At 73.5% G+C, this 24203-nt stretch carries 21 protein-coding genes; 16 read left to right on the forward strand and 5 right to left on the reverse strand.

The genetic code is table 11. The features are described 5' to 3' along the window. The first annotated feature begins 11 nt into the window (after positions 1–11). Positions 12–1244 carry a serine hydrolase domain-containing protein gene (locus tag SM793_RS04525; RefSeq protein WP_320436671.1) on the forward strand — a complete coding sequence of 411 codons (1233 nt, stop codon included), beginning with the start codon at positions 12–14 and terminating at the stop codon, positions 1242–1244. 69 nt (positions 1245–1313) lie between these two features. Here SM793_RS04525 and SM793_RS04530 read toward each other — a convergent pair whose 3' ends face one another. Together SM793_RS04530 and SM793_RS04535 are read right to left on the reverse strand one after the other, a co-directional pair. Beyond that, entirely contained in the window at positions 1314–1955 is a 642-nt protein-coding gene (locus SM793_RS04530; protein ID WP_320436672.1) for a GNAT family protein, read from the reverse strand. A 113-nt stretch (positions 1956–2068) separates the two neighbouring features. Continuing rightward, positions 2069–2980 carry an ornithine cyclodeaminase family protein gene (locus SM793_RS04535; protein ID WP_320436673.1) on the reverse strand — a complete coding sequence of 304 codons (912 nt, stop codon included), beginning with the start codon at positions 2978–2980 and terminating at the stop codon, positions 2069–2071. Positions 2981–3109: 129 nt separating this feature from the next. On the opposite strand from SM793_RS04535, the gene SM793_RS04540 reads away from it, so the two are divergent. The 4 genes from SM793_RS04540 (at position 3110) to SM793_RS04555 (ending at position 6518) form a co-directional block, all read left to right on the forward strand. Continuing rightward, on the forward strand, positions 3110–3511 hold the full coding sequence (locus SM793_RS04540; protein WP_320436674.1) for a DUF4440 domain-containing protein: 402 nt from the start codon (positions 3110–3112) through the stop codon (positions 3509–3511). 164 nt (positions 3512–3675) lie between these two features. Then, the gene (locus SM793_RS04545; protein WP_320436675.1) at positions 3676–4149 is read left to right on the forward strand and encodes a DUF3093 family protein; all 474 of its coding nucleotides are present in this window, start codon (positions 3676–3678) and stop codon (positions 4147–4149) included. A 163-nt stretch (positions 4150–4312) separates the two neighbouring features. Beyond that, a complete protein-coding gene (locus tag SM793_RS04550; protein ID WP_320436676.1) occupies positions 4313–5488 on the forward strand; it encodes an MFS transporter in 1176 nt (391 codons plus the stop codon). 187 nt (positions 5489–5675) lie between these two features. Further along, positions 5676–6518, forward strand: coding sequence for an inositol monophosphatase family protein (locus tag SM793_RS04555; RefSeq protein WP_320436677.1), 843 nt, complete (start codon positions 5676–5678; stop codon positions 6516–6518). Positions 6519–6597: 79 nt separating this feature from the next. On the opposite strand, the gene SM793_RS04560 is transcribed toward SM793_RS04555, so the two are convergent. Both SM793_RS04560 and SM793_RS04565 read right to left on the reverse strand, forming a co-directional pair. Further along, positions 6598–10659, reverse strand: coding sequence for a tetratricopeptide repeat protein (locus tag SM793_RS04560; RefSeq protein ID WP_320436678.1), 4062 nt, complete (start codon positions 10657–10659; stop codon positions 6598–6600). 157 nt (positions 10660–10816) lie between these two features. Further along, positions 10817–11893, reverse strand: a complete 1077-nt coding sequence (locus SM793_RS04565; protein ID WP_320436679.1) for a hypothetical protein — start codon at positions 11891–11893, stop codon at positions 10817–10819. A 566-nt stretch (positions 11894–12459) separates the two neighbouring features. Between SM793_RS04565 and SM793_RS36335 the strand changes: the two genes are divergently transcribed. After that, a complete protein-coding gene (locus SM793_RS36335) occupies positions 12460–12537 on the forward strand; it encodes a tryptorubin family RiPP precursor (protein WP_350540985.1) in 78 nt (25 codons plus the stop codon). Positions 12538–12671: 134 nt separating this feature from the next. After that, a complete protein-coding gene (locus tag SM793_RS04570) occupies positions 12672–13718 on the forward strand; it encodes a cytochrome P450 (RefSeq protein WP_320436680.1) in 1047 nt (348 codons plus the stop codon). 138 nt (positions 13719–13856) lie between these two features. Here SM793_RS04570 and SM793_RS04575 read toward each other — a convergent pair whose 3' ends face one another. Beyond that, complete coding sequence (locus tag SM793_RS04575) at positions 13857–14525, reverse strand: hypothetical protein (protein ID WP_320436681.1); 669 nt, start codon at positions 14523–14525, stop codon at positions 13857–13859. A gap of 179 nt (positions 14526–14704) precedes the next feature. Here SM793_RS04575 and SM793_RS04580 point away from each other — a divergent pair, with 179 nt between their 5' ends. From SM793_RS04580 to SM793_RS04620, 9 genes are all read left to right on the forward strand, one after another. Further along, entirely contained in the window at positions 14705–15616 is a 912-nt protein-coding gene (locus SM793_RS04580) for a glutaminase (protein WP_320436699.1), read from the forward strand. Between the two features lie 299 nt (positions 15617–15915). After that, complete coding sequence (locus tag SM793_RS04585; protein ID WP_320436682.1) at positions 15916–16983, forward strand: phosphatidylinositol-specific phospholipase C domain-containing protein; 1068 nt, start codon at positions 15916–15918, stop codon at positions 16981–16983. Positions 16984–17140: 157 nt separating this feature from the next. Then, the gene (locus tag SM793_RS04590; RefSeq protein ID WP_320436683.1) at positions 17141–18067 is read left to right on the forward strand and encodes an aminoglycoside phosphotransferase family protein; all 927 of its coding nucleotides are present in this window, start codon (positions 17141–17143) and stop codon (positions 18065–18067) included. 423 nt (positions 18068–18490) lie between these two features. Next, positions 18491–19267 (forward strand): helix-turn-helix transcriptional regulator, encoded by a 777-nt coding sequence (locus SM793_RS04595; protein ID WP_320436684.1) that lies wholly within the window; start codon positions 18491–18493, stop codon positions 19265–19267. A gap of 32 nt (positions 19268–19299) precedes the next feature. After that, positions 19300–20460, forward strand: coding sequence for a M20 family metallopeptidase (locus SM793_RS04600; RefSeq protein ID WP_320436685.1), 1161 nt, complete (start codon positions 19300–19302; stop codon positions 20458–20460). Positions 20461–20627: 167 nt separating this feature from the next. Then, positions 20628–20963 (forward strand): dTMP kinase, encoded by a 336-nt coding sequence (locus SM793_RS04605; protein ID WP_320436700.1) that lies wholly within the window; start codon positions 20628–20630, stop codon positions 20961–20963. Between the two features lie 34 nt (positions 20964–20997). Beyond that, positions 20998–22308 carry a B12-binding domain-containing radical SAM protein gene (locus tag SM793_RS04610; RefSeq protein ID WP_320436686.1) on the forward strand — a complete coding sequence of 437 codons (1311 nt, stop codon included), beginning with the start codon at positions 20998–21000 and terminating at the stop codon, positions 22306–22308. Between the two features lie 35 nt (positions 22309–22343). After that, positions 22344–23567, forward strand: coding sequence for a DNA glycosylase AlkZ-like family protein (locus SM793_RS04615; protein ID WP_320436687.1), 1224 nt, complete (start codon positions 22344–22346; stop codon positions 23565–23567). A gap of 96 nt (positions 23568–23663) precedes the next feature. Continuing rightward, positions 23664–23987: a MazG nucleotide pyrophosphohydrolase domain-containing protein gene (locus SM793_RS04620; RefSeq protein WP_320436688.1), complete on the forward strand. Its 324-nt coding sequence runs from the start codon at positions 23664–23666 to the stop codon at positions 23985–23987. Positions 23988–24203 lie beyond the last annotated feature (216 nt).

Genomic DNA, 24203 nt, shown 5'->3' on the forward strand with positions numbered 1-24203 from the left:
ATAGTGCGGTCATGACCTTCTCCCGTACCAGGGCGCTCGCCGCCGCCGTCCTCACGGCCGCGACCCTGACCTCAGTCGCCCTCCCGGCCGGACCGCCGGCCGCCGCCCGCGCCCTCACCAAGACCCCCTCGCCCGCGCACGCCTGCGTCCGCTCGGACTCCGACGCCGACCCCCGGGCCCGCGAGGTGCTCGACACCGCCCGGCAGGTCCAGCAGGAACTCGACCTGAAGTCGGTCATCCTGCGGGTCACCGTCGACGGCCAGGAACTCGTCACCGGCGCCCTGGGCGAGTCGATGACGGGCGTTCCGGCCGAGCCCGCGATGCACTTCCGGGCCGGCTCGGTCGCCTTCCCGTTCCTCGGCATCGTCCTGCTGCAGCTCGCCGAGGAGGGCCGGATCGGCCTGGACGACCCGGTCGCCCCCTGGCTGCCGGACCTGCCGCAGGCCGACCGGATCACCCTGCGGATGCTCGGCGACAGCACCTCGGGGCTCGCCGACTACGTCACCGACCAGGGCTTCCTGGCCGAGCTCGCCGCCGAACCGTTCCGGCACTGGACCCCGGAGGAACTCGTCGCGATCTCCACCGGGCAGAACTTCTGGTACGCCCCCGGGACCAACTGGAGCTACTCGCACGCGAACTTCGTCCTGCTCGGCGAGGCGCTCGAGCGGATCACCGGCACCCGGCTGGACCACCTGCTGGAGCAGCGGGTCTTCGAACCGCTCGGCATGCGCCAGACCGTCAACAGCTTCACCCCCGACATCCCCACCCCCGTGCAGCACTCCTTCACCGCCTCGCGCGGCACCTACGAGGAGTCGACGTTCTGGAACCCGTCCTGGACCACCGCCCCGGGCGCGGTGCTGATCAGCGACATCTGCGACCTGACCCGCTCGGTGGAGGCCGTCGGCACCGGCGCGCTGCTCTCCCCGGAGTCCTTCCGCACCCAGCTGAACCCCGGCACCGTCGGCCTGCCCGGTCCGGTGCACGGCTGCCCGCAGGACGTCTGCCTGCCGCAGACCGAGGCCCAGCACTTCGGCCTGGGCGTCATCGTCGACCGGGGCTGGATCCTGTCCAACCCCTCCTTCTCCGGCTACGCCGCGGTCGAGGCCTACCAGCCCGACGAGCACCTGGCGATCGCCGTCAGCACGACGCGGAACTGCGGCGCCCCGGACCGCAACACCGCGCAGGACGTCGCCGCCCGGATCGCCGCGCTGCTCGCCCCGGACCACCCGCTCAAGGTCGGCTGACCCGTCGTTGACGGTCCGTGGGCTCCGCCGGGGGTGGTCGGTCCGGCGGAGCCCACGGGCCTGCTGCCGCTACCTGGGCGAGGGCGAGGGCGCGGGCTCGGGGTCGGTGGCCAGGCGGGCGTGCAGGTGCTCGTCGTGGTACGTCCCGTCGCCGAAGCGGAACGAGGCCCGCAGGGTGCCCTCGGGGAGGTAGCCGCAGTTCAGGGCCAGCCGGCAGGAGGCATCGTTGCCGACCGCGTGGGCGACCTCGATCCGGCGGGCGTCCGCCGTCCGGAAGCCCCAGGCGGTGACGGCCCTGGTGGCCCGGCTGATCAGACCCCGGCCGCGCCCGGCCGGCGGTGCCCAGTAGCCGATCATCGCCAGGCCGTCCGCTCGGTCGGTCCAGCGCAGGTTGACGCAGCCCAGCAGGGCGCCGTCGGCGGCGTCCAGCACGGCGAAGGGCGCCGCCACGCCCCGGTTCCAGCTGTCCTCGCGGGCCTCCAGCCAGGTCAGGGCGGCGGCGGGGTCGTGGGTCGCGAGCGGGTTCCAGAGGGCGATCAGCGGATCGGCCGCGGCGGCGACCAGGCTGTCCAGCACCGGGCCCGGCTCGGCGTCGGCCCGGCCCCACGGCCGGAGTACCGCGTCGCCCAGGTCGAGCGTGGTGCGGCGGAACGTGCGCGGGTCGGCGCCGTCCGGGTCGGTGGGGGTGGGGGCGGCGACGGGAGTACTCATGGGTGTCTTCCTACCGGGTCGTCAGCCGCGCCGCCAGCGGTTTTCCTCCGGGGCCGGTGGGTCGGTGGCGCGGGGTCGGTGGGTAGAGGGCAGTGGGTCGGTGGGTCGCCGGGTCAGTGGAAGTCGAAGGCGGGCGCCGTGCCGGCGGAGCGGGCGGCGAGGTGGACCGGCCAGGCGAGGGCGAGGTCCTGCCAGGGGAGGCCGATCGGCGCGAACACGGTGGGCCGGTCGTCCGGACGGGCCGGGACGGTGCCGCGCAGGACGTCGGCGAGCTCGACGGCGAGGTCCGGGTCCGGGCCGGGGCCGTGGAGGACCCCGGAGGCGGCGGCGAGGGCGCGGTCGTCCACCACGAGCCGGCTCGCGCGCAGCAGGGCGGGGGAGAGCTCGGTCTTGCCGCGCTCGTCGAAGCCGAGGGCGGTCAGGTGCAGACCCGGCCTCAGTACGTCGGCGTCCAGCAGCGGTTCGCGCGACCAGGTGGCGGTGATGACGATGTCCGCGGCCTCGACGGCCGCCCGTGCGGTGGGCACGGCCCGGCCGATCGCCGCGGCCCGGTCCTGGTCGAGGTCGTAGGCGTACACCGTGTCGATCGGCCGCAGGGTGCGCAGCGCCCGGAGCGTGGTCCGGCTCTGCGCGCCGGCGCCGATCACGGCGACCGCCCGCGCGTGCTCCGGCGCGAGCGCGTGGGTGGCCAGCGCGGCGGCCAGGCCGGTGCGCCAGGCGGTGACCGAGGCGGAGTCCAGCAGCGCCAGCAGTTCGCCGTCGGCCAGCGAGTGCAGGCAGACGATGCCGCGGAGCGCGGGCGTCGCGCCGGGGAACTTGGCGTTGACCTTCACGGTGTAGGCGGGCAGGTCGGGGAGCAGTCCGGGGAGGAGGCACATCGCCGTGCCGGGGCCGGGGAGCGCGCTGCCCACCCGGTGGGCGGGCGGCAGCCGGTCGGCGGTGCGGAAGCCCGCGTCCAGGGCGGCCAGCGCGGTGGGGAGGTCGAGGGCCGCCTCGACGTCGGCACGGGAGAGCAGCAGGGTCATGGGGAGAGTCTCTCCCCCGCCGCCGGGCGGGGGACGTCGGGGGCTGGGCGGGCAGGGAAGGCGGGTGTGTGGTGTGTGACATTGCGCCAAGGGGGTGATCTACGCCTCGTCCGGTGCTACGGTCGGATCATGTCCAAGGCCGAAATCGACCAGCTGACCGCCGAGTTCTTCGGGGCGTTCGACAACCGGGACGGCCGCGGCGCCGATGTGGCCCGGCTGCGGCGCCTGATGCTCCCGCAGGGGGTGATCGTCAGCACCCGCCCGGCCTTCACGGTCTATTCCGTCGAGGAGTTCATCGAGCCGCGCGAACGGCTGCTGGCGGCGGACGGCCGGTTGGCCGGCTTCTCGGAGTGGGAGACCTCCGAACGGACCGAGATCGAGGGCGATGTCGCGTCGCGCATCGGCGAGTACCGCAAGTACGGCCTCCTCGACGGCAAGCCCTACGAGGGCGGCGGGACGAAGACGATCCAGTTCGTGCGGGCCCCGGAGGGCTGGCGGATCGCGGCCTTCTCCTGGCACGACCTGGCGTGACCTGCTGGGGCCTGGCGTGACCCGCTGGGGCCTGATGTGCCGTGCCCTTACTGACGTGCCCTGATCTGACCTGGTCTGACCCGTCAGTGCGTCCTCGGGGGCGCGCAGTGGCCGCCGTCGGCCCCGCGGCGGAGGCCGGCGGACGGCATGGCAGCATCCCGGGTGTGGTGATCTACGACGAACGACTCTCCGTCCCGCTGCGCTGGTGGCTGGCCGCGCTGGTGGCCGCCGCCGCGCTCGCGGCGGCGCTGCTCCCGCTCTCCCCGGTGTTCGCCCTCGCCGCCGGCACCGTCCTGCTGACGGCGCTCGCGCCGGCGTTCGGCCGGTACGGCGGAGTGCGGATCCGGGTGTGCGACGGCGTTCTGGTGGCCGGGCCGATCGTGCTGAGGGGCGAGCACGCGGGCGCGGTCGAGGTCCTCGACGAGGCCGCCGCCTTCGCCTGGCGCACCCGGCTGGCGAGCCCCCGGGCCCGGCTCCTCATCCGCACCTATCTCCCCTGCGCGGTCCGGGTGGAGGTCGCCGAACCCTCCCTGCTCTGCCCCTACGTCTACCTCTCCACCCGCCGCCCGGCCGCCCTGGCCGCCGCGCTCGCCGAGGCGCGCGACCACTGCACCGCCCCGGCCGGTCCGGCCCGCTGACGGCCGCTCCGGCGTGCCGGTCCGGCGCCCGCGCTGGGCGGTAGCGCCCATGGAGCCGGACGCGCCGGGGGCGCGCTCTTTGGCGCCCAGGAGGTGGGCGCTGCAAGGTCGCGGTGGTGGGAATGGCCCTGTCCGTTAGTGACGGATGGGACTGGTGGTGCTGGTGCGAATTCAGATGCTGGTGGGATTCGGCGTGTTCGGGGTGTTCTGGGGCGCTTGGGGCGCGCTGATTCCGGAGATCCAGGCGCAGGCCGGGGTGAGCAACGGCGAACTGGGCGTCGCCGTGCTGATGATCGGACTCGGCGCCCTCGGCTCGATGCGTCCGGCGGGGGCGGCCGTGCAGCGATTCGGGCGCTCGGCCGTCGCCGCGATCCTCCTGACGATGGCGGCCGCCGTCGTCCTGCCCGGGCTCGCGCACGGGGCGAGGGCGCTGATGGCGGCGCTCGCCGTGCTGGGCGCGGCGTCCGGGGCCGTCGACGTCGGGATCAACACGCTGGCGATCGAGCTGGAGAGCCGCTCGGGCCGGCTGATGAACGCAGCCCACGCCTGCTTCTCCGCCTGTGTGGTGCTCGGCGCCCTCACCTCCGGTCTCGCCCTGGAACGCGGCCTCGCGGTGGACCGGGTGCTCCTGGTGACGGCCGTGCTGATGGCCGGGGCGGCCGGGGTGATCGGGTTCCCCGGCCCGGCGGGGCCGCCGACGGTGTACCGCCGCGACCGACGGCGGCCCCCCGTCACCGACCGGCCGCTGCTGGCCCTCGGGGCGCTGTGCGCGCTCGCGTACCTGATCGAGAACGCCTGGCAGAGCTGGAGCGCGGTGATGCTGCGCTCCGTCTTCCACACCGGGTCCGGTGCGGCCGCCGCCGGTCCGGTGGTGTTCGCCGCCGCCGCCGCGGTCGGCCGCCTGGCCGGGCACGGGCTCACCGCCCGGCTGCCGCAGCGGCACCTGCTCGCCCTGGGCGGGGCGGTGGCGGCCGTCGGCACCCTGGGCGCCGCGCTGGCGCCGGGCGTGCGGTCGATGCTGGCGGCGCTCGTCGTCGCCGGCCTTGGCACCTCGGTGTGCGTGCCCACGATCCTCTCCCTGGCGGGGGAGCAGGCCCGTCCCGAGGTCCGCTCCTCCGCGGTGGCGGTGGTCGCCTCGATGGGCTACGGCGGCTGTCTGCTCGGTCCGGCCGCGGTCGGCCTCGCCGCCTCCTCGGCCGGCCTCCGGGCTGCCCTGTGCGGCGTCGCGGGGATGGCCGCGGTCCTGGCCCTCGCCTCGCTGCTCGCCCGGCCCGGGCCCGGGCCCGGGCCGCAGGCCGGGCAGCACCGGCCGGCCCGGCCGCTCGACGCGGAGGGTTGAGCCGGTGCGGCTCCGGCGCGGCGGCGTGTTCGGTGTCGCTGTGTCCGGTGCCGTGTCCGGTGCCGGGTGTCCGGTGCGGGCGGGGTGGTGGTCCGGCGCGGACGGGGTGGGGGGAGTGCGCCGGTGATCATCCCGCCCGCCCGTTCGATTGGAGCTGAGGTGCCCGTATCTGTGGTGTGATGGACGGATGATCCACGAAGGTTTCGCCGCGGAGTGCCTGGGCCCGGTGGGGGAAGCGGTCCGGCGGGCGGCGGCTGCCGAGATCATGCCGCGGTTCCGCTCACTGACCGCCGACCAGGTGACCGAGAAGAAGGGCCCGCACGACCTCGTGACGGTCGCCGACCGGGGCGCGGAGGCGCACCTGACGGCCGCGCTGACGGAGCTGCTCCCCGGTTCGGTCGTGGTCGGGGAGGAGGCGGTCGACGCGGACCCGGGCCTCTACGCGGAGCTGGGCGGTGACCGGCCGGTCTGGATCGTGGACCCGATCGACGGGACCCGCACCTTCGTCCGCGGCGACGAGGGCTTCTGCACCCTGGTCGCGCTCGCGCACCGGGGCGAGCTGCTCGCCTCCTGGACGTACTCGCCGGTCCGCGACGAGATGGCGACGGCCCTGCGGGGCGGCGGCGCGTACCTGGACGGCGTCCCGCTGCTGGCCGGCGCGCCCGCGGCCGGGGCCCCGCTGGAGATCGCCGCCTCCCACCCCCGCTTCACCACACCCGCCCGCAAGCGCGCACTGCTGGGCCTGCGCGCCGAGGGCGTGCGCACCCGGCCGTGCGCGGGTTCGGCGGGGCTGGAGTACCTGGCGATCGCCCGGGGCGCCGTCGACGCCACCGTGTTCGCCTGGGAGAACGCCTGGGACCACGCGGCCGGGCTGCTCCTGGTCGCCGAGGCGGGCGGCGCCCACGCCACCCTCTCCGGCGCGCCGTTCCGCCTCGCCGGCGGCAACGACCTCCCCTTCACCACGGCCCGCGACGCCGCGACCCTGACCCGGATCCGGGGCCTCCTGCTGGGCGAGGCCCCGGCCGGGTAGCCGGGCCGGGGCCGCACCGCCCGGGGCCGCACCGCCCGGGGCGGCGGCGCCTCGGGGCGGCGGCACCTCGGGGCGGCGGTCAGTCCGCGACCTGGTCCCGGACGGCGTCCGGGAGGCGGCGGCCGGTCACCGAGCGCCAGGCGCGTTCGACGGCGCGGGGGCCGAGGTCGACGGTCAGCCGGCGCAGGCCGACCACGCTCGGCCAGGTCGCCGGATGCGGGAACTCCTCGAAGCAGGTGATGCTGCGGACCAGCCACTCCATCGCCTCCCGGGGCCGCCCCTGCTCCGCCGCGAACACCCCGAACTGACCGAAGGTGCGGGCCAGTCCCGGGGTGTCGCCGATCCGGTGCGAGACGTCCAGCGCCTTGCGGTACCGGGCCTCGGCCTCCGCCGCCCGGCCGCCGGCCTGGGCGGTCAGCCCGAGCTGGTGGTGCCCGGCCGAGACCCCGGCCAGGTCGCCCAGCTCCTCCCGGAGCGCCAGCGCCCGGGTGTGGCGGCGCTCCGCCTCGGCGAGGTCCCCGCGCCGGGCCGCCACCAGGCCGAGCTGGTGCTCACCGGCCGCCGTCCCGGCCAGGTCGCCGAGGTCCTGCCGGATCTCCAGCGCCTTGCGGTGCCGGGCCTCGGCCTCCGCGAACCGCTCCCGCGCGGCGGCCAGCACGCCGAGCCGGTGGTGGGCGTCGGCGGCGCCGGCCCGACTGCCGGACTCCTCGGCGAGGTCCAGCGCCCGCTCGCACCAGCCCTCCGCCTCGTCGAGCCGGCCCAGCTCGGCGGCGACGGCGGCGAGCCGGTGGTGCAGCTCCGCCGTGACCGACAGGTCGGCCGCCGCGCTGACGGCCACCGCGCCGACGGGCGTCGCGCCGATGAACGTCGCGCGGACGGCCGCCAGCGCCCGGCCGAAGCACCCGTGGGCGTCCTCGAAGCGGCCCTGCTCCTCGGCCAGGACGCCGAGCCGGTGGTGGCAGGCGGCCGCCCGGCCGGTCTCGCCCAGGCGCTCGAAGAGGCCCAGGGCCTGCCGGGTCCGCCGCTCGGCGTCGTCCGGCCGGCCGAGCCGGTGGGCGATCACCCCCAGCTGATGGTGGCCGAGCGCGAGGCCGTCCACGTCCCCGAGCCGCTCCAGCAGGGCCTGCGACCGCAGGTACCACTCCTCGGCCGCGCCGAAGTCGCCCCGGTCGACGGCGATCCCGCCGAGCCGCTGATGGCAGTCGGCCAACTCGTCGAGCTGCTCGGAACCGGGCGGGTGCAGTTCGGCGGCGCGGTGGATCTCCCGGAAGGCACGGTCGGCCCCGTCCACCAGGCCCAGCCGCAGCAGCCGCCGGGCGTCGGCGCCGACCACATAGAGCCACAGGGACCCGGCCGGACTGTCGAGGACGGGCGGGGTGCCGTCGGCCTCCTCCACGGCGAGCCGCACCCGGTCGACCCAGTGGCGGGCCTCCTGGTCCGTGCCCCGGGCGTTCCAGTGGTCGTGCAGCGGTCGGACGAGCGCCAGTGCCTGCAGCCACAGGCCCCGGTCGAGGGCCCGGTCGAGCATCCGGCCGATCGTCGACCGCTGGAGGTCGAGCGCGGTCAGGGCGAACTCGGCGCTGCCGTGGTGCAGCTCGCGGGTGAGCAGCAGGCAGAAGTTGACCTGGGCGCCGAGCAGGGCCTGCAACCCGGCCTCGTGCTGCTCGGCGAAGCCGGGCCCGGCCGCCCGCCACCCGGCGGCCAGCTGGGCGGCGACCGTCGGGTGGACCCGGTAGGCGGTGCGGCCGCAGGGTGTCAGCAGGCCGAGGGCTGCCGCCCGCCGCAGAAGTCGCTGCCAGTCCTCGGTGCCGAGGCCCCGGAAGCGTTCGGGCGCGAGCGGATGGCGGGAGAGCAGGGCGAGCACGGTGGCGTCGGCGACCCCGTGCACGAGCGAGACGGCCGTCAGCGCCCGGCGGTCGGCCGCGCCGAGACGGGCCAGCGCGTAGGCGGTGCTCACCGCGAGCGCCGCCGGAACGGCCCCGCGGGTGGGGAGCGGGTTCGCGTCGGCGGGGGTGTCAGGCAGCGCGGAAGCGCCGCGCACCAGGGTGTCCAGCGTCTGCCAGGGCTCGTGCGCGTCGAGCGAGGACAGCGCGAGCCGCATGGCCAGGGGGTGGCCGCCCAGCCACTCCAGCAGTTCGCCGAACACCCGCAGACCGCGGCGGCGGACGGTGTCGGGGGAGCCGGGGAGGTTAGCAGAGGCGGGGGAGGCGGCGGAGGGGCCGAGCAACTGCTCGGCGTACTCGACGGTCTCGCCCGGGTCGAGGCCGGGCACCTCGATCCGCAGCGCCGCGGCGCCGAGCCAGTCCTCGCGGGTGCGACTGGTGAGCAGGACGGTGCTGTTCCCCTGCCGGGCGACCAGGTCGAGCAGGGCCCGGAGCCCGGCGCGCTCCTCGTCCGGCGCGGCGGGCTCCGGCACCCCGAGGTCCGGCGCCTCGGGGTCCGGCGCCAGGGAGTCGACGTTGTCCCAGATCAGCAGCAGGCGGCGGGTGGCCAGCGCCCGTTCGACGGCTGCCCGGCGCTCGGCGGGCGGGAGCGGGTCGAACTTCTCGGGGGCGAACAGCCGGCGGCCGATTCGCTCGACCACCCCGGCGGACGCGGAGCGGGCCGAGGCGGAGCCGGCCGCGCCCGGTTCGAAGGAGTGCAGCACCACCGCGTCCGGCCCGTCCACCGCGCCGGTCTCCCGGTACCAGCGGCCAAAGGCCTTCGCCAGCTCGGTCTTCCCGATCCCGGCGGCACCGTGGAGGAGGATCACCCGGTGCGGCCGGGTCGCGGCGTCGAGGCCGAGCAGCAGTCCGTCCCGCCCGACGAACCCGCCGACGGGTGCGAGCTCGCCCCACGGGTCCGGGCCCTCCGGGGCCCCCGTCGCTGACGTGGTCCCGGTCGTCCGGTCCGGGGCCGCCGGCTGCACGGCCCGCGCGGTGTCCGGTCCGGGCCGTACCGCCTCGTGCCGGCTGTACAGGACCGGGACCGTCCAGTCGGCCAGGGGCAGCGCGCCCCTGGGGGAGGTGCGCCGGTCGTCCGTGGCGAGCCGGCGGCGTCCGGCCGCCACGGCCCGGGTCACCCGCTCGCCGGTGCGGAGCTGTTCGTAGCAGGTGGCCAGGAACCCCGCGGCGGCCCGCGCGTCGAGGTGGTACGGCAGCGCCAGCACGGCGTGCGCGCCCTCCTGGAGCAGCCGGGACGCGGCCACGGCCTCCGGCAGTCCGGGTTCGGGGGCGGACCGGCCGGTGGTCAGGACCACCAGCGTGACCTCGGCCGAGGCCAGCAGCCGGGCGATCCGTCCGACCGGCACCGGCTCGGTGCCCCCGCCCGGCCGTTCGAAGGTCAGCGAGCCCTGCGGGTCGCGGGCGGCGGCGCCGGTCCGGCCCGGTGCGGTGGGCGCGGTGGGCGCGCCGGTCGGCCTGGGTGCGGTGGGTGCGTCGGTCGGACCGTGCCCGTCGAAGTGGACGACGCGGAACGGCCGGCCCTCCTCGCGTGCCTCGTGCAGCACCTCGGCCAGACGGTCCGGCGTCGGTGGTCGCAGGACGGTGAGCTCGACCGTGCCGTGTTCCGCGCGCAGTCGCCGCAGCAGCGTCGGGGTGAGGGACCGGTGGCCGGGGCGGGCCGGGTCGTCGGGGGCGGCGGCCACCAGTAGCACCCGCAGCGGGGAACCGCCGGCCGGGGCCCCGGCGTCGTGGTCGCCGTCTCCTCCGATGCTGTCGCCGGTGTCCGGTGTCCGGCGGGTCAGCACGACATCGTCCAGCACCAGCGGCACCGGTCGGGCCGGGTCCGTCATCAGCTCCCAAGGGAGGGCGAGCAGCTGGGCGGAGTCCGAGCGCAGCACGATCTCCAGCTCCCTGCCGCGGCCCCGGGCCCGGAGGTAGGCGTCCCGCCCCGGTCCGGTGCCGAACAGTGCGGAGAACACCCGCGCGCCCCAGTCCGGGAGCTGTCGGGCGATCTGCGGGCCCCGCTCGCCGTACGCGCCGAGCGGGGTCCGCAGGTAGTCCTCCAGGTACCAGCGCAGGCTCTCCATCGGCGCGTCGGCCAGGGGCCGGCGCAGCCATCCGGCGTCGACGGCGGGTGCCGGGGAAGCCTCCCCGGACGGCCACTCCGTCACCAGCGTCCGGCCGTCGGCGTGGAGGTCCAGCACCAGACGTTCGACCACAATCACCCCCAGCGAGAGCGGTACGGCCGGGCGGCCGTTCCGCTGCGGAGCACAGGGTAGCGGCGCCGTCGCCGGACCCGCGCGTCCGGGAGCGAAGTGCGGGTAACGATCCGTCAAACAGCGCCGCGCCGGGCCGGTAGCCGGCGGCCGGTGGCGGTCAGCGGTCCTGCGGGTCGCGGACGTGCGGGCGGATTTCCAGGCGCCAGGGGTCGGACGGCTTGTCGGTGCGCACCTTGAGTACTCCGTGCCTCGGCAACTGCAGGGTGCGCAGTGCCTCGCCGCTCGACCAGATACCCAGGGTGGGGCTTGTCGGCAGTCCGGGGACTGCCGGGCACCCGCACTCCTCGAAGACGTCGGGGCCCCGTCCGCAGGCGCAGACGAACACGGCGGACCAGGAGGAGGACTTGACGTGCGCGACGCAGTCGACCGGCGCGTCCGGGCGGACGGCCAGGACAGTGGAGCCGTAGCCCTCCATGGCGCCGGTCAACTCGTCGATCTCGTCGGGGCTGTACAGCCGGACGGACCACTCACCGGAGCCGCTGGATTCCACGCAGAGGTGGGTGAAGTCATGGGTCAGGAGGGTGCGCACGCCTTTCCGCTTGTCGAAGGAGCCGAGGTGGATGAGGGAGGAGTGCGACTCGATGCGGTCGCGCGTCCTGGTCACGGGTCTGATGCTGAGGAAGCCCTCCGTCGCGACCTCGATCTGGGCCACGGCGGCGGTGCCCTCCGGCCATTCGATGCGGAACTCGTACTCGGTGTCGTCGCCCTCGCACTGTCCGGAGAAGTGGAACCGCTCGCCCGCCTGCCGCCGTGGTACCGGGCCCCGGCCGTCGCTGGGGCCGGTGGCGAGATGCAGCCTGGGGAGGTCGTCCTCGGCGGGCGCGGGCGCGGGCGCGGGCGCGGGTGCGGGCGTGCGCTGGCGTACAGGCTCGGGCTCGGGCTTCGGTGTCGCTTGGGCGGTGGTGGCCGGGCGGGTCGGGCCGACGGTCGCGGCCGGCTTTGGCGCGGCTGGCTCCGTCGGGGCGGCCTCCTCCGGGGCGCGCTTCGCGACGGCCGGTGCGGCGGAGGCCGCGGCGCTGGTGCCGGAGGTATCGAGGGCGGCGGTATCGAGGGTGGCCGCGCGGAGGGCGGCAGCCTCGGCCCTGGCCGCCGAACGGGCGGCCTGTCGGGCGGCGGACAAGGTCAGGCGCCACAGGGCTGCGGCCGTCACCAGGCAGCCCAGCGCGAATCCCACCAGTAGCCCCACTGCCACAGTCGTCGCCCCCCTGGCGCCGGAGTCCCCGCCCGGTGACCGAGAGTACGCGCGACAGCGGGCCTCAGCCATGGCGCGGTCGGGGGGAATCGGGGCGGTCTGCTCGTCGTCCTCCGGCGTCGGCCGGGCCGCCTCCCCGTGTCGCCCCCCCCGGTTCGCCCCCCGTGTCGGCCCCGTGCCGCCACCGGGTGCCACGACCGGGCAGCCGCGATGCCCCATGAGGCAGACCGAACGTTCCGTTGGGGCGGCCCGGTTCCCGATGGACCCCCGTCCGGAACGCCCTGTTCACCTGGCCGCCATCGATTGGACGTGGCGCTGACCAGCACTGTCGCGCTCGCGTCAACAGTGACGGGGGCCACTGGTGGGGCGTCAAACCGCCCGGGCGGGCGTTCCGTCGAGTGACCTGCGTCACACTTGACCCTGAATTGCGGGCTGGGATTCACTCATTTCGGCGGGGGGCGAACGGAACCCGAAACTCTTAGGAGTTCGCTCCGGGAGCCACTCGCCGGAATGTAGTCCGTCGTTTTCTGAGACATGGAGGTGCTGTCATGAAGCTCGTTCACTTCGTGAAGAAGGTCATGCCGGAGAAGAGCCTGAAGGCCTACGCCTGGTACGGCTGGATCTAATTCCGGCGGTCCGTTGCCGGACGCGTGCCCGGCGGGTCCCGAGCGGACCCGCCGGGCACGGCCCGCTCGCCGTGAGCGGGCCGTCGCCGAGGGCGGGCCCCTGTCACCACAGCCGTTCACCCTTGGAGCCACGGATGGCCATGTCCAGCACCGGGCGGAGCGCCCGCGTCACCGTCTTCGCACCGCGGATCGACGAACTCCTCAACAAGTACCGAGGTCAGGACCTCTTCCGCCTGGAGGCGGACACCGTCGGCGTGTCCGGTGTCGACCTCATGGACGGGCTGCTGCGCAGCAGGCCGGCCAATGCCGAGGAGCGGCCGACCTTCAAGCCCGTGCGCGGGCGGCTCGTCACCCGGCCCGACGCGGCGGCGCTCATGCAGGCCGTGTCGGCCGACGTCCGGACGGCATTGAAGAAGCCGCTGGGCGACCGGACCGACCTCACCGGGAAATGGCCGCACACGCCGCACATCTATTTGCGGGACCTGGTCTTCGGGGAGGAGAGCTTCCGCTTCCGGATCCTGGTCGACCGGCGCCTGGAACTCACCCCGAAATTGACCTGGATGGCCGTCACGGCCGGTACCGCGATGCTCGGGAAGCCGGGTACCGAAATTCCGTTGTCGAATCTGGCGGCCCGGGTGCTGGACGCCGAGACCTACGACGACCGCCGCTACGCGATGTACCTCTACCGGCGGGTCGCCGGGCCGATCTGCTTCACCGTGGCCGCGCTCGTGACCAACGCGGTCTGGCTCGGCGCGCCGTTCGACGACGAGGTGTCGAACCGGGACATCCTGCTGGAGGCGCTGCGGCTGCTGCCGCCCTCCTGGAACATCCTGCGGGTCGCCTCCCCGGAGTTCGGCGCCGTCGACGGGCGGATCGGACCGAAGGACGACCTGCTCCTGCTCCCGCTGCTGAGCCACCGCGACCCCCGGCTCTGGGACGACCCGGAGAGCTTCCGGCCGGAGCGCTGGAAGGGCGTCGACCCGGATGAGCAGCCCGGCTATCTGCCGTTCGGGCATGCCAGTGAACGCTGCTGGGGGCGCCACATGGTGCTGCCGCTGGCCGAGCGGATCCTCGACATCGTCCGCCGGGACGGACTGGTGGTGAGCCCGGACCAGCACGTCGGCAAGGTCGAGCTGGACGGTCTGCTGGAGGTCGCCGGCGTGCGGATGGTCCGGCGCTGACCCACCCGGTGACGGGCCGGCGGCGAAAGCGGGGAGTGGTCGGGGCGGCAGGGCGGGCGTGGGGGCGGGGCGGTGGTCGGACGGGCCGGTGGCAGAGCGAGCGCCGAGGGGGCACCGCAGCGTACGCCCGGCCGGCTGTCAGCCGGGCACCGGCGCGTGCCGGGTGAGCCCGGCCCGGACGGCGACGTCCAGCGCCGGCTCGAAGCGCAGCGCCTCGCGGTCGTCGTCCCCGACCCCGGCGGCCGCGAGCAGCTCCGCCACCGCGCCGGCGTCGACGGTGCGCTCCTCGGCGCGGCGCAGGAAGCGCGTCACGGCGGCGGCGAAGGTCGGCTCGTCCTCGCGCCGCACCCACGCCAGCTCCGCCGCCTCGGTGAGGAACAGCCGCTCCGATCCGAGCCACGGCGCGGCGGCGGCCAGACCGTCCTCGGCCAGGGCGTCCGGGTAGGGGATCCGGTGCCAGGCGCCGTCCTGCCACCAGTAGAGGAAGCCGAAGAGGTTCCCCTGGGCGTCCTCGCGCAACTGCTCCCAGGGCAGCCACTCCGGGCCGCCGGCCAGGAAGTCGATCTGCCGGCCGTCGACGTGGGTGTGGCTGCCGTCGGAGTCCTGGCCGCAGAACACCGCGTGGCCGTCGTCGACCAGGGTGAGGCGCCACCAGAAGGAGCCGCCGCCGTTCTCGCTCCACACACCCTGCTCGTCCAGCCAGTGCTCGCGGTTCCCCTGGGCGGCGTCCAGCAGGGCGAGCAGCACGGCGCGCGCCCACACCTGCCCGGCGTGGTCGAGGTCCTCGGGCCGGCTCGGCCTGTGCATGATCGTCGTCCCCCTCCGTCGGATGGCGGACAGCCTGCCACAGACCTGCGACACCCCGGGCGACACCCCGGTGGGACCCCGGCTGCGGAGGGCGGACCCGCGACGCGGACAATGGCGCGGTGAACGACACGATCGGCCCGCCCCGTGCGCACGGCCCGCAGCAGCCGCAGGACCAGGGTGTGGACTACCAGGAACTGGTCCGGGACGCCATGGCGGCGGCCGTGCGCTCGCCGCTGCGCGGCCGGGTCGCCGACTACATCCCGGCACTGGCGGCGGCCGACCCGACGGCGTTCGGGATGGCGATCGCGACCGTGGACGGCCGGGTTTTCGGTGCGGGGGACTGGCAGCAGCCGTTCTCCGTCCAGTCGGTGTCCAAGCTGTTCACCCTCGCGCTCGCGCTGGCCGAGGGCGGTGACGGCCTGTGGACCGGCGTGGGCCGCGAACCCTCCGGCAACCCGTTCAACTCGCTGGTCCAGCTGGAGACCGAGCACGGCATCCCCCGCAACCCCTTCATCAACGCGGGCGCCCTCGTGGTCACCGACCGCCTGCTGGAACTCACCGGCGACGCGGTCGGCACCGTCCTGGACTTCCTGCGCGCGGAGTCCGGCGACCCGGCCGTCGCGGTGAACCGCGCGGTCGCCGCCTCCGAGGCCGAGCACGGCCACCGCAATGCCGCCATGGCGCACTTCATGGCCGGCTACGGCAACCTGCGCAATCCGGTCGAGGACGTCCTCACGCACTACTACGCGCACTGCGCGATCGAGACGAGCTGCCGCGACCTGGCTCTGGCCGGCCTCTTCCTCGCCCGCCACGGCGTGCGCGCCGACGGGTCACGGCTGCTGTCGCGCAGCGAGGCCAAGCGGATCAACGCCGTGCTGCTCACCTGCGGTACCTACGACGCGGCCGGCGAGTTCGCCTACCGGGTGGGCCTGCCCGGCAAGAGCGGGGTCGGCGGCGGCGTCCTGGCGGTGCTGCCCGGCCGGGGCACGGTCTGCACCTGGAGCCCCGGACTGGACGCGGCCGGCAACTCGGTGCTCGGCGTGGCCGCCCTGGACGCACTGACGACGGCGACCGGCTGGTCCGTCTTCTGATGAGCGCCCGGCCCGTGCCGTCGGCCTTACCCGCGCCGTCGGCCTTTCCCGTGTCGGCGTCTGTCCCCGCGCCGGCGCCCGTCCGCACGCCGGCGTCCGTCCCCGCGCCCCGGCGCCCGCCCGGTCCGTCCGTCCGGTCCGCCGCCGCAGCGTGCGGTGACGGGCCGGCAGCTGACGGTCACGTACTTGTTATGTCCCCTTCACCAGTCCGACGACCGGCTCCGTCATGCTCTGCACCGGCGGAAGCCACCGCCGAAGGCGCGCCGGCCCGCAGGCGCACTGACAAGGGGACACCCATCGTGACCGTCCGCCGCACCCTCATCGGCACCCTCGCCGTCGGCCTGCTCGCCGCGGCCGCCGCGCTCGTGCCGATCGGCTCCGCCGCCGAGGCCGCCGAGCGCACCCCCGGCGAGCTCCCGTTCGGCTCCGCCACCACAGTCGGCCTGCACAACACCTACGACCCGGCCGCCTTCGGCTACCTCGCCCAGGGCCTCGACACCGGTACCGGCATGATCGAGCTGGACGCCTGGCCGAACGCCATCACCAAGGAGTGGAAGGTCAGCCACTCCAACCCGCTCGGCAACACCAACAACTGCGTCAGCGCCAGCACGCCCTCCCAGCTCTACTCCGGCAGCGGCAACAAGAACCTGGAGACCTGCCTCGACGACGTCCGGGTCTGGCTCGGCGCGCACCCCGCCGCCGGACCGCTGGTGATCAAGCTGGAACTCAAGCCGGGCTTCTCCGGGAACCTCGGCATGGGCCCGGCCCAGCTGGACGCGCTGATCGCCGCCCACCTCGGCTCCGCCGCGCTGCGCCCGGCCGACCTGCTCGCCAAGCCGGGCGGCGGCAGCTACCCGACCCTCGACGACGCGGCCCGCGCCGGCAACTGGCCCACCCGCGCGGCGCTGGCGGGCCGGGCGATGGTGTACGTGATCCCCGGTACGGTCGAGCTGGACAACCCCTTCGACACCCTGCACACCGACGTCGAGTACGGCCGCTACCTGCGCGACCTGGCGGCGGCGCGCCGGATCGGCGAGGCCCGGATGTTCCCGACCGCGCTCGGCGCGGCGGCCGGCGACCCGCGCACCCGGTACAGCGAGACCTCGATCCGTCCGTGGTTCGTGGTCTTCGACGGTGACGCCGCCGCCTATGTGAACGGCATCGACACCTCCTGGTACGACACCAACCACTACCTGCTGACGATGACCGACGCCCACAACGTCGCCCCGGCGATCAGCGCCACCGACCCCACCGCCGACCAGGCCCGCGCCCGCACCGAGCTGCTCGCCCGCGCCCACGCGAGCATCGTCTCCAGCGACTGGCGCAAGCTCCCCGCCGTGCAGTCGCTGGTCCTGCCGCGCGGCTGATCCACGGCCACCGGGGCGGCGGCACCCGTGACATGACGGCCGCTGCCCCGGAGCCCGCGGTCCCGGAGCCCGCGAGTTCCCGGGTTCCCGCCGGTCAGGGGCGGAACGGGCCGAAATCCGGTTGCCGCCCGGGCGTCCGCCGCCTACCGTCCACCGCATGCTGCCTCTGGTCGAGACGGACGAACAGTGGGACGCCGTCGTCCCGGACGAGGCGGTCATGCGCCCGGGTGTCGAGGACCTCTGCGCCCGGTTGGGGCTGCGCGGGCCCGCCTTGGAGCGCTTCCCCGAGGGCTCCCAGCCGGTCTACGCCCTCGGCGCGGAGCTGGTCCTCAAGCTCTATCCCAAGGCCGCCGCCGAGGACGGCCTCACAGAGGCCCGGGTGCTCGCCCATGTCGGCGGCCGCCTGCCGGTGCCGACACCGGAGCTGCACGACGCCGGCGAGTACGAGAACGGCTGGCGGTACGTCCTGATGTCCCGGCTGCGCGGCGCCGAACTCGCCCCGGCCTGGGCGGACCTGTCGCCCGGCGGGCGGGAGCGGATCGCCGTCGAGGCGGGGGAGACGTTGGCGGCCCTGCACGCGCTCGACCCCGGGCCGCTCGCCGAGGTGCTCGGCCCCGGCGACTGGGGCGCCTTCACCGACCGGCAGCGCGCCGGCGCCGTCGGGCGCCAGCGCGAGCGCGGCCTCCCGGACGCCTGGCTGGAGCTGATCCCCGGCTTCCTGGACACCGTGGAACTGCCGCGCGAGCCCGAACGCGTGTTGCTGCACACCGAGTTCATGCGCCAGCACCTGCTGCTAGACCCGGCCACCGGGCGGCTGTCCGGGCTGTTCGACTTCGAGCCCGCGATGATCGGTGACCGGGCGTACGACTTCGTCGGCGTCGGCGTCTTCGTCACCCGGGCCGAACCGGGCCTGATGGCCCGGTTCACGGCCGGGTACGGCCGGTCCGTCGACCCGCGCGCGGCCATGGCCTGGACGCTGCTGCACGTGTACAGCAACCTGCCCCGGTACCTGCGGGAGGTGCCGCCGCCCCCGGGGGCGGCCACCCTGGAGTCGCTCGCCGAGCACTGGTTCGGGCCCGGCTGACCGGAGTACCTGACGGGACCGGCGGCATTCGGGCGACTTCCGCCGGAGCTCGGACCAGCTTGACGCGCCGCCAATTCTGCTTCCTGGGCAAGTGATCATGTAGGCCGAGCCGATCTTCGGAAGGACACACCACACACAGGAGGCCGTCCGCCAAGCCGGGGCATTCTGCCGGGCCGCCCGAGCAGCCGACCGCCTCCACATCCTCACCACCGCGACCGGCCACGCCGCGCTCCAGGCCGCGAAGAACCTCTCCGACCAGCTCGCCGCCACACTCACAACCACAACCAGCGGACGTCCGGTGCGGAAGGCGCTCGCACCTGGAGGTGAACTCGTGGGGCACGGGGAAGGTAGCAGGTGATGGGTGACCAGCGCCGATGGTGGTTGTGACAACTGGAGGCAGTGGTAGTGGAGTTGCCAGGGGCGATGTCGAAGCTGCGACGGGCACGGGTGGCGCGGAACCTGACCCTGGAAGAAGCCGCCGAGCGATTGAACTCGATCACGGGCGGCGCTGCGGACGCCAGCCTGCTCAGTGGATGGGAGTCCGGCCGGAAGCGTACCGGGATGCGGAATCGCGCTGGGCTGTGTGAGCTGTACGGAGAACGCCCAGAAGACCTGTTCGCGCATCAGGACGGTGAACGAAGCGCCAGCGTGCTGGAGGCGACTGGAACGGGCGTGGTGGTGCGCGTGCTCACTCGGTACATCGACCTGTTGGAAGCGATGGTCGGCGTTGCCACCGGCGCACGTGAGCAACTGGTCGTCACGGGGTCGCGCAGCCGCGAGAAGTCGTACCTGGAGGCGATCGAGGGCGTCGTCGCCGAGCGGTTGGACCTGGTGCACTACCGGGTCCTGTTCGGTCCGCCCAGGCACCGGGCGCTGAGCGACCACCTGGAGCGGCTGCTGACGTTGCGCGACCCGTCGGAGCGACGCAACGGGGTGAAGACGTTGCACATCGCGATGGCGCCGGTGGCAGCGATGGAACGGTTCTTCGTGGCATCGGAGCGGGCGGCAGTGGTGCCGCTACCGAGCTTTCACGGTGCCGACGGGTTCGACTGCGGGGTGTTGCTGGGTCGTGAGGCGGCGGCGGGGTTGGTGCAGCATGGTCGGGAGGCAAGCGCGTCCGGACGTCCGGTGGAGACAGTGGCCGCGGTGCGGGCCTTGCCGCAGTGTGGGGACGGGGTGGATTGGGGAGAAGGACTTTGAGTAGTAGCGCAGTTGACCAGGTGGGTCACCGGATGGCATCGGTGATCGCCCTGGCGCAGGAGCTGATCCGCCACCCGAGCCGGGGTGGGATCGACGAGTACGGTCCGGTCCTCGGTGTGCTGGAGGCGTGGCTTGCCGTTCGGTCGGTGCCGCACCGGCGGCTGCACGACGGGACCGGGGCTCTGGTGGGTCTGCTCGTGGAGGTCGAGGGCGGTCGGCCCGGTCCGTGGTGGGCGCTGGATGCGTGCCTTGACACTGCCGCCTTCGGCGACGAACAGGCATGGACCTTCTCCCCGACCAGCGGAGAGGTGGTGGACGGCTGGCTGCGTGGCCGTGGTGCGGCCGACTCCAAGTTGGCCGCCGCCTTGTTCTGCCATATTGCCGCCGAACTCCACCGTGGGTCCGCTCGGTTGACGGGGGGCCTGGCGGTGCTGTTGGACGTTGACGAGCACACGGGGGGGTTCGGCGGTGCGCTTGCCTATCTGGCGGACGAGCGGGCCGGACGGCCGGAGGGAGTGATGATCGGCTACCCCGGGTTGGAGGAGGTGGTGATCGGAGGGCGCGGCCTGTGGCGGGCGCAGGTGACTGTTCACGCTCCGGCTGGGCACTCCGGGTCGAGCAAGGTTGTGCTGGGGGCGATCTCCCGGGCCGCGCACCTGGTGCGGCTTCTGGATGAGGCCGACCTGCCGAGGGCCCCTGGTGCGGGCGCGGAGTTCCCACTGCCGCCGAAGGTGAGCGTCACCGCGATCTCCGGTGGGCAGGGGTTCTCGGTGACGCCCGACCTGTGCGCGCTCAACGTGGATGTGCGGACCACCCCGGTGTTCACCGGCCGGGACGCCGAGGTGCTGGTCCGCGAAGCCGCAGCCCGGCTCGATGCCGAACTGCCGGTGCCCTCTTCGACGGAGGTGGCGGAGGTCGCCTGCTGGCCGGCGTTCCGGTTGCGTCCGGACGAGGAGCCGGCGGCAGCCCTGTTCGCCGCTGCTCGGCACCTTGGGCTGGATGTGGGTGCCAAGGTGGCGGGGCCGTCGAACATCGGCAACCTGCTGATGCGGGAAGGGGTTCGGAGTACGGCAGGCTTCGGTGTGCCGTACGAGGGACTGCACGGCATCGACGAGCGGGCGAGCTTGGCGGAACTTCCGACCGTTTACGCCGTCTACCTCCAGGCAGTGCGTACCCTCCTCGGGGTCGCCTGAGCAGGTGAAGTCCCAGCCCGGTACCGGATCCGATCCACCCCCGCTCCCATGAACTCCCCAACTCTCGCTCTGTCGACCTGAGTTAGGACGCGCTCTTATAGGGATCGGCAGAACTGCGGTCCCTGGTGGGGGTGGTCGGTTTGGACGGCGAAGGTGTGTTCATCACGGTGGACGGGCCCAGCGGGGTGGGTAAGTCGACCGTGGCCAGGTCCCTGGAGAGGTTCCTTGCCGGCCGAGGGCGGACGGTGACCTGTACCACCGAGCCGTCCGGTGCGGCGATCGGAAGGCTGGCCCGGTTCGGGACGCACGAGTTCCACGGGCGGGCACTGTCGTGCCTGGTGGCAGCCGACCGGTACCACCACGTGGACACCGTGGTCGCCCCGGCCCTTGAGCGGGGCGAGGTGGTGGTCTGCGACCGCTACCTGCCCTCCTCTCTGGTGCTCGACCAACTCGACGGTCGGCAGGGGATCGCCCACCTGGTTGGCGTCCAACTCGGCTTGTGATTCCAAAGTTCCGGCTCGGAGAAGGAGGAGGAACATGCGGGTGGCACTGCTGTATCCCGAGGTCTACGACATGGCCCGCTTTCGTGAGGAGCGCAAGGAGTTCCCCCCGTTCGGTGTGCTCTACCTCGCCGCGGTCTGCGAGGAGGCCGGGCACGAGGTGGCCATCGAGAAGGTGTCGCCCCACCGGACCGACCTGGACCTGACTGGCTTCGACGCCGTCGGGTTCAGCCTGGCGTCCTCGGCCACCTACGGCGTCATGCTCCAGGCCCGTCGGCGATCCGCTATCCGCGACGACACCCTGGTGATGGTCGGAGGCATCCATTGCAACTTCTACCCCGAATCCAGCCTTCGCGACTTCGGTGCCCACGTCGCCGCCGACGGCGAGTCGGAGGAGACGATCCTTGCCATCCTGGCGCAGTACCGCCGAGGTGATCTGGCGACGGTCGCGGGCATCCTCTATCAGGACGGCGACCAGATCCGACGCACGGCCAAACGGCCGCTGATGCGTAACATCGACGGACTCCCGCTCCCGGCTCGACACCTGCTGCCGCGCCAGGACATCGTGATCACAGACCGCCTGGCCGGCACCGACCTGCGGATGGCCCACGCGATGTTCTCCCGGGGCTGCCCGTTCCCGTGCAGCTTCTGCGCGGCCGGACAGACCCGGATCCAGTACCGCAGCGGGGCGAGTGCCCTGGTCGAACTGGAACACCTGGTGGAGGCGTACGGCATCGAGGGCTTCGCCATCGTGGACGACAACTTCGTCGTGGCCCGGCAGAAGGTCGGTGACATCTGTGACCACATCGCCCACCTGCGCCTGCGGTGGTCCGCCCTTTCCCGCGTCGACACCGTCGACGAGGAGTTGCTCGGCAAGATGGCTCGCTCCGGCTGTATCGAGATCAAGTACGGCATGGAGTCGGGCAGCGAACGCCTGCTGAGGGCAATGCGCAAGAACACGAGGCGCGACCGGATCAAACGCGCCATCCACATGACCAACGACGCGGGTATCGCGGCGAAGGTCTTCGTCATCCACGGCTTCCCCGGGGAGGACAAGGAGTCGACCGAAGAGACCGTCAGCCTCCTCGAGGAACTCGGCGCCGCTGTTGCCAGGGTCTCGCTGTTCCGCTTCGTGCCGCTACCCGGCACCGAGGTCTACGAGCGAGCCGCCCTCCACGGCGTGCGAGGCACCCACCTGCAGCCCGACTGGGACGGCAACTGGGCGAAATTCCACATCCACCACAACGACGAAAGGTGGTGGGGAAATGACCAGCAATGGGCAGAAGTCGAAAGCTCGCACGCCCGGCTGCGGGAATTTGTTGAATCCGGGTGGAACTCGCAGGGCTGAATTCACGGCCCGCGTGCGCGTGCTAGAATCCGCGCATGCCGACGGCTTTCAGTTCGGAATTGGCAATTCGCCCGCTGGATGATGCGGCGTCGCAGCGGCTGTGGAATTGGACCCTTCGGCGCCAAGGGCTCGCGGACGAGGTTCGGTTCGATTCGGTGGAAGCGATCGTGCAGGCCAGTCTGGGCCTGCACGCGGCACGGCTGCCCTCACCGTTTGCCACGGTCGCCGCTCGCAGCACAGGCGGAGACGTGGCGACGAGCCTCTTCGGCCGCCCTGCGCGCGAGCGCGTCATGACCGTCCGCTGCATGCGCAAGACCCTCCATGCGCTGCCACTGGACCTGGCGTCCGCCGCCCACGCCGCCACTCGCCACTATCGCGAGCGCGATGCTCTGCGGGCCGTGGTGAACGGCCGGGAGCGCCTGGTGGATGTCGAGGCGGCAGGCGAAGAGCTCGCCGCGCTCCTGGACACGCACGGATCCCTCCAGCACCGTGAGATCGAGGACCGGCTCGCCCAGCACGGCATCAGTACCCCGCGAGCGCGCCTTGCTCTCAAGCTGTCCTGGGAGCGAGGGAAGATCGCGTACCTGAACGCCTCCGACGCCTGGAACCGGGAGCTGCGGACTTTCGCTCTGACCGAACGGGCCTACCCCGAAGCCAACCTGGGCCTGGACCGGCAGCACGCGACAGCTGTCCTGATCGAAACGTACTTCGACCGCTACGGTCCGGCCTCCCTCGCCGACGCCGTCTGGTGGTCGGCATTGTCCAGGACCGCCATCACGGCCGCACTGGCCGCCGGAACCCGCGAGGTGGTCGCGGTCACCACGAGCTGGAGCGACCAGGCGCAGTACATGTTCGCCGACCGGCTCGAGGAGTTCCTGGCCGCCGAGCCGGACAGCCACTACACCGGGGTGAACCTCCTCGCCCACGAAGACGTCGCTCTCAAGGCTTACTTCGAGACCCGCTCCCGCTACCTCGGCGACCTTCCCGCACGGCGCGCCTTCAACCGGATCGGTGAGGTTCTGCCGACCGTCCTTCACGCCGGGCAGGTCATCGGGATCTGGGCATGGGACGAAGCCGGGCGCCGCGTCACTACCAGCCTGGTCCGAGGGCGGGCCACCGCAGAGATCCGCAGTGCCGTCAGGGCCCGCGCGGACCGGCTGACCCGGGTCCTGCGGCTCGGGTGGACCGCCGGGCGGCCCCGCCACGCACTCGTGATCCCGGGCCGGTTGACGCCTCTGTCGAACCAGGGCCAGTCGTAATCGCTGGTCGGAGAAGCTGTGCAGGCGATCATGAATGGGCTGCTAGCCTGCTGCCCAGACGTCTCCCAAGGACCCGACCGTACAGCGAGGCTCTGCGTGATTCCCCTTGAAAAGAACCAGTCGCTCGAAGACATTCAGCAGTATGTGGCTGACATGGAGGTCGAGCGGGGATTCAGCGGTCGCCCGGTTGTCGAGCAGTGCCTACAGCTCGGCGAAGAAGTAGGCGAAGTATTCAAGGCCATCCGCAAGACCGAGGGCATGCACCTGGACCCGAACTCGAAGGTCGGCAAGGTCGGCGACGAACTGGCTGACGTGCTCATCTACGTCTGTGCCATCGCCAACCGCATGGGCATCGACCTTGCCGACGCCCTTCGGAACAAGGAAGCGGTCAACGAGACACGCACCTGGGTCTCGGCCTGACCTGTCGGCTGCGGTCGGACGACCGGCCGGTGCTGAACGGGATCGTGTGGAAGCCGCTGGCGGGGCGTGCCAGAGCGCTACAAGTCCTGGAAGACCCTGTGCACGCGTTCCCGCCGTTCTGTCGGGCGGCAACACCAACGACCGCACTCGCCTGGAGTCGGCCGTGGAGGTCGTTCGGGTCCCGAGGGTCGGGGCGGGGGGGCCCCCCCCCCCCCC

It is taken from the genome of Kitasatospora purpeofusca, from assembly GCF_034043715.1.
In the GTDB taxonomy this organism is placed as follows: domain Bacteria; phylum Actinomycetota; class Actinomycetes; order Streptomycetales; family Streptomycetaceae; genus Kitasatospora; species Kitasatospora purpeofusca_A.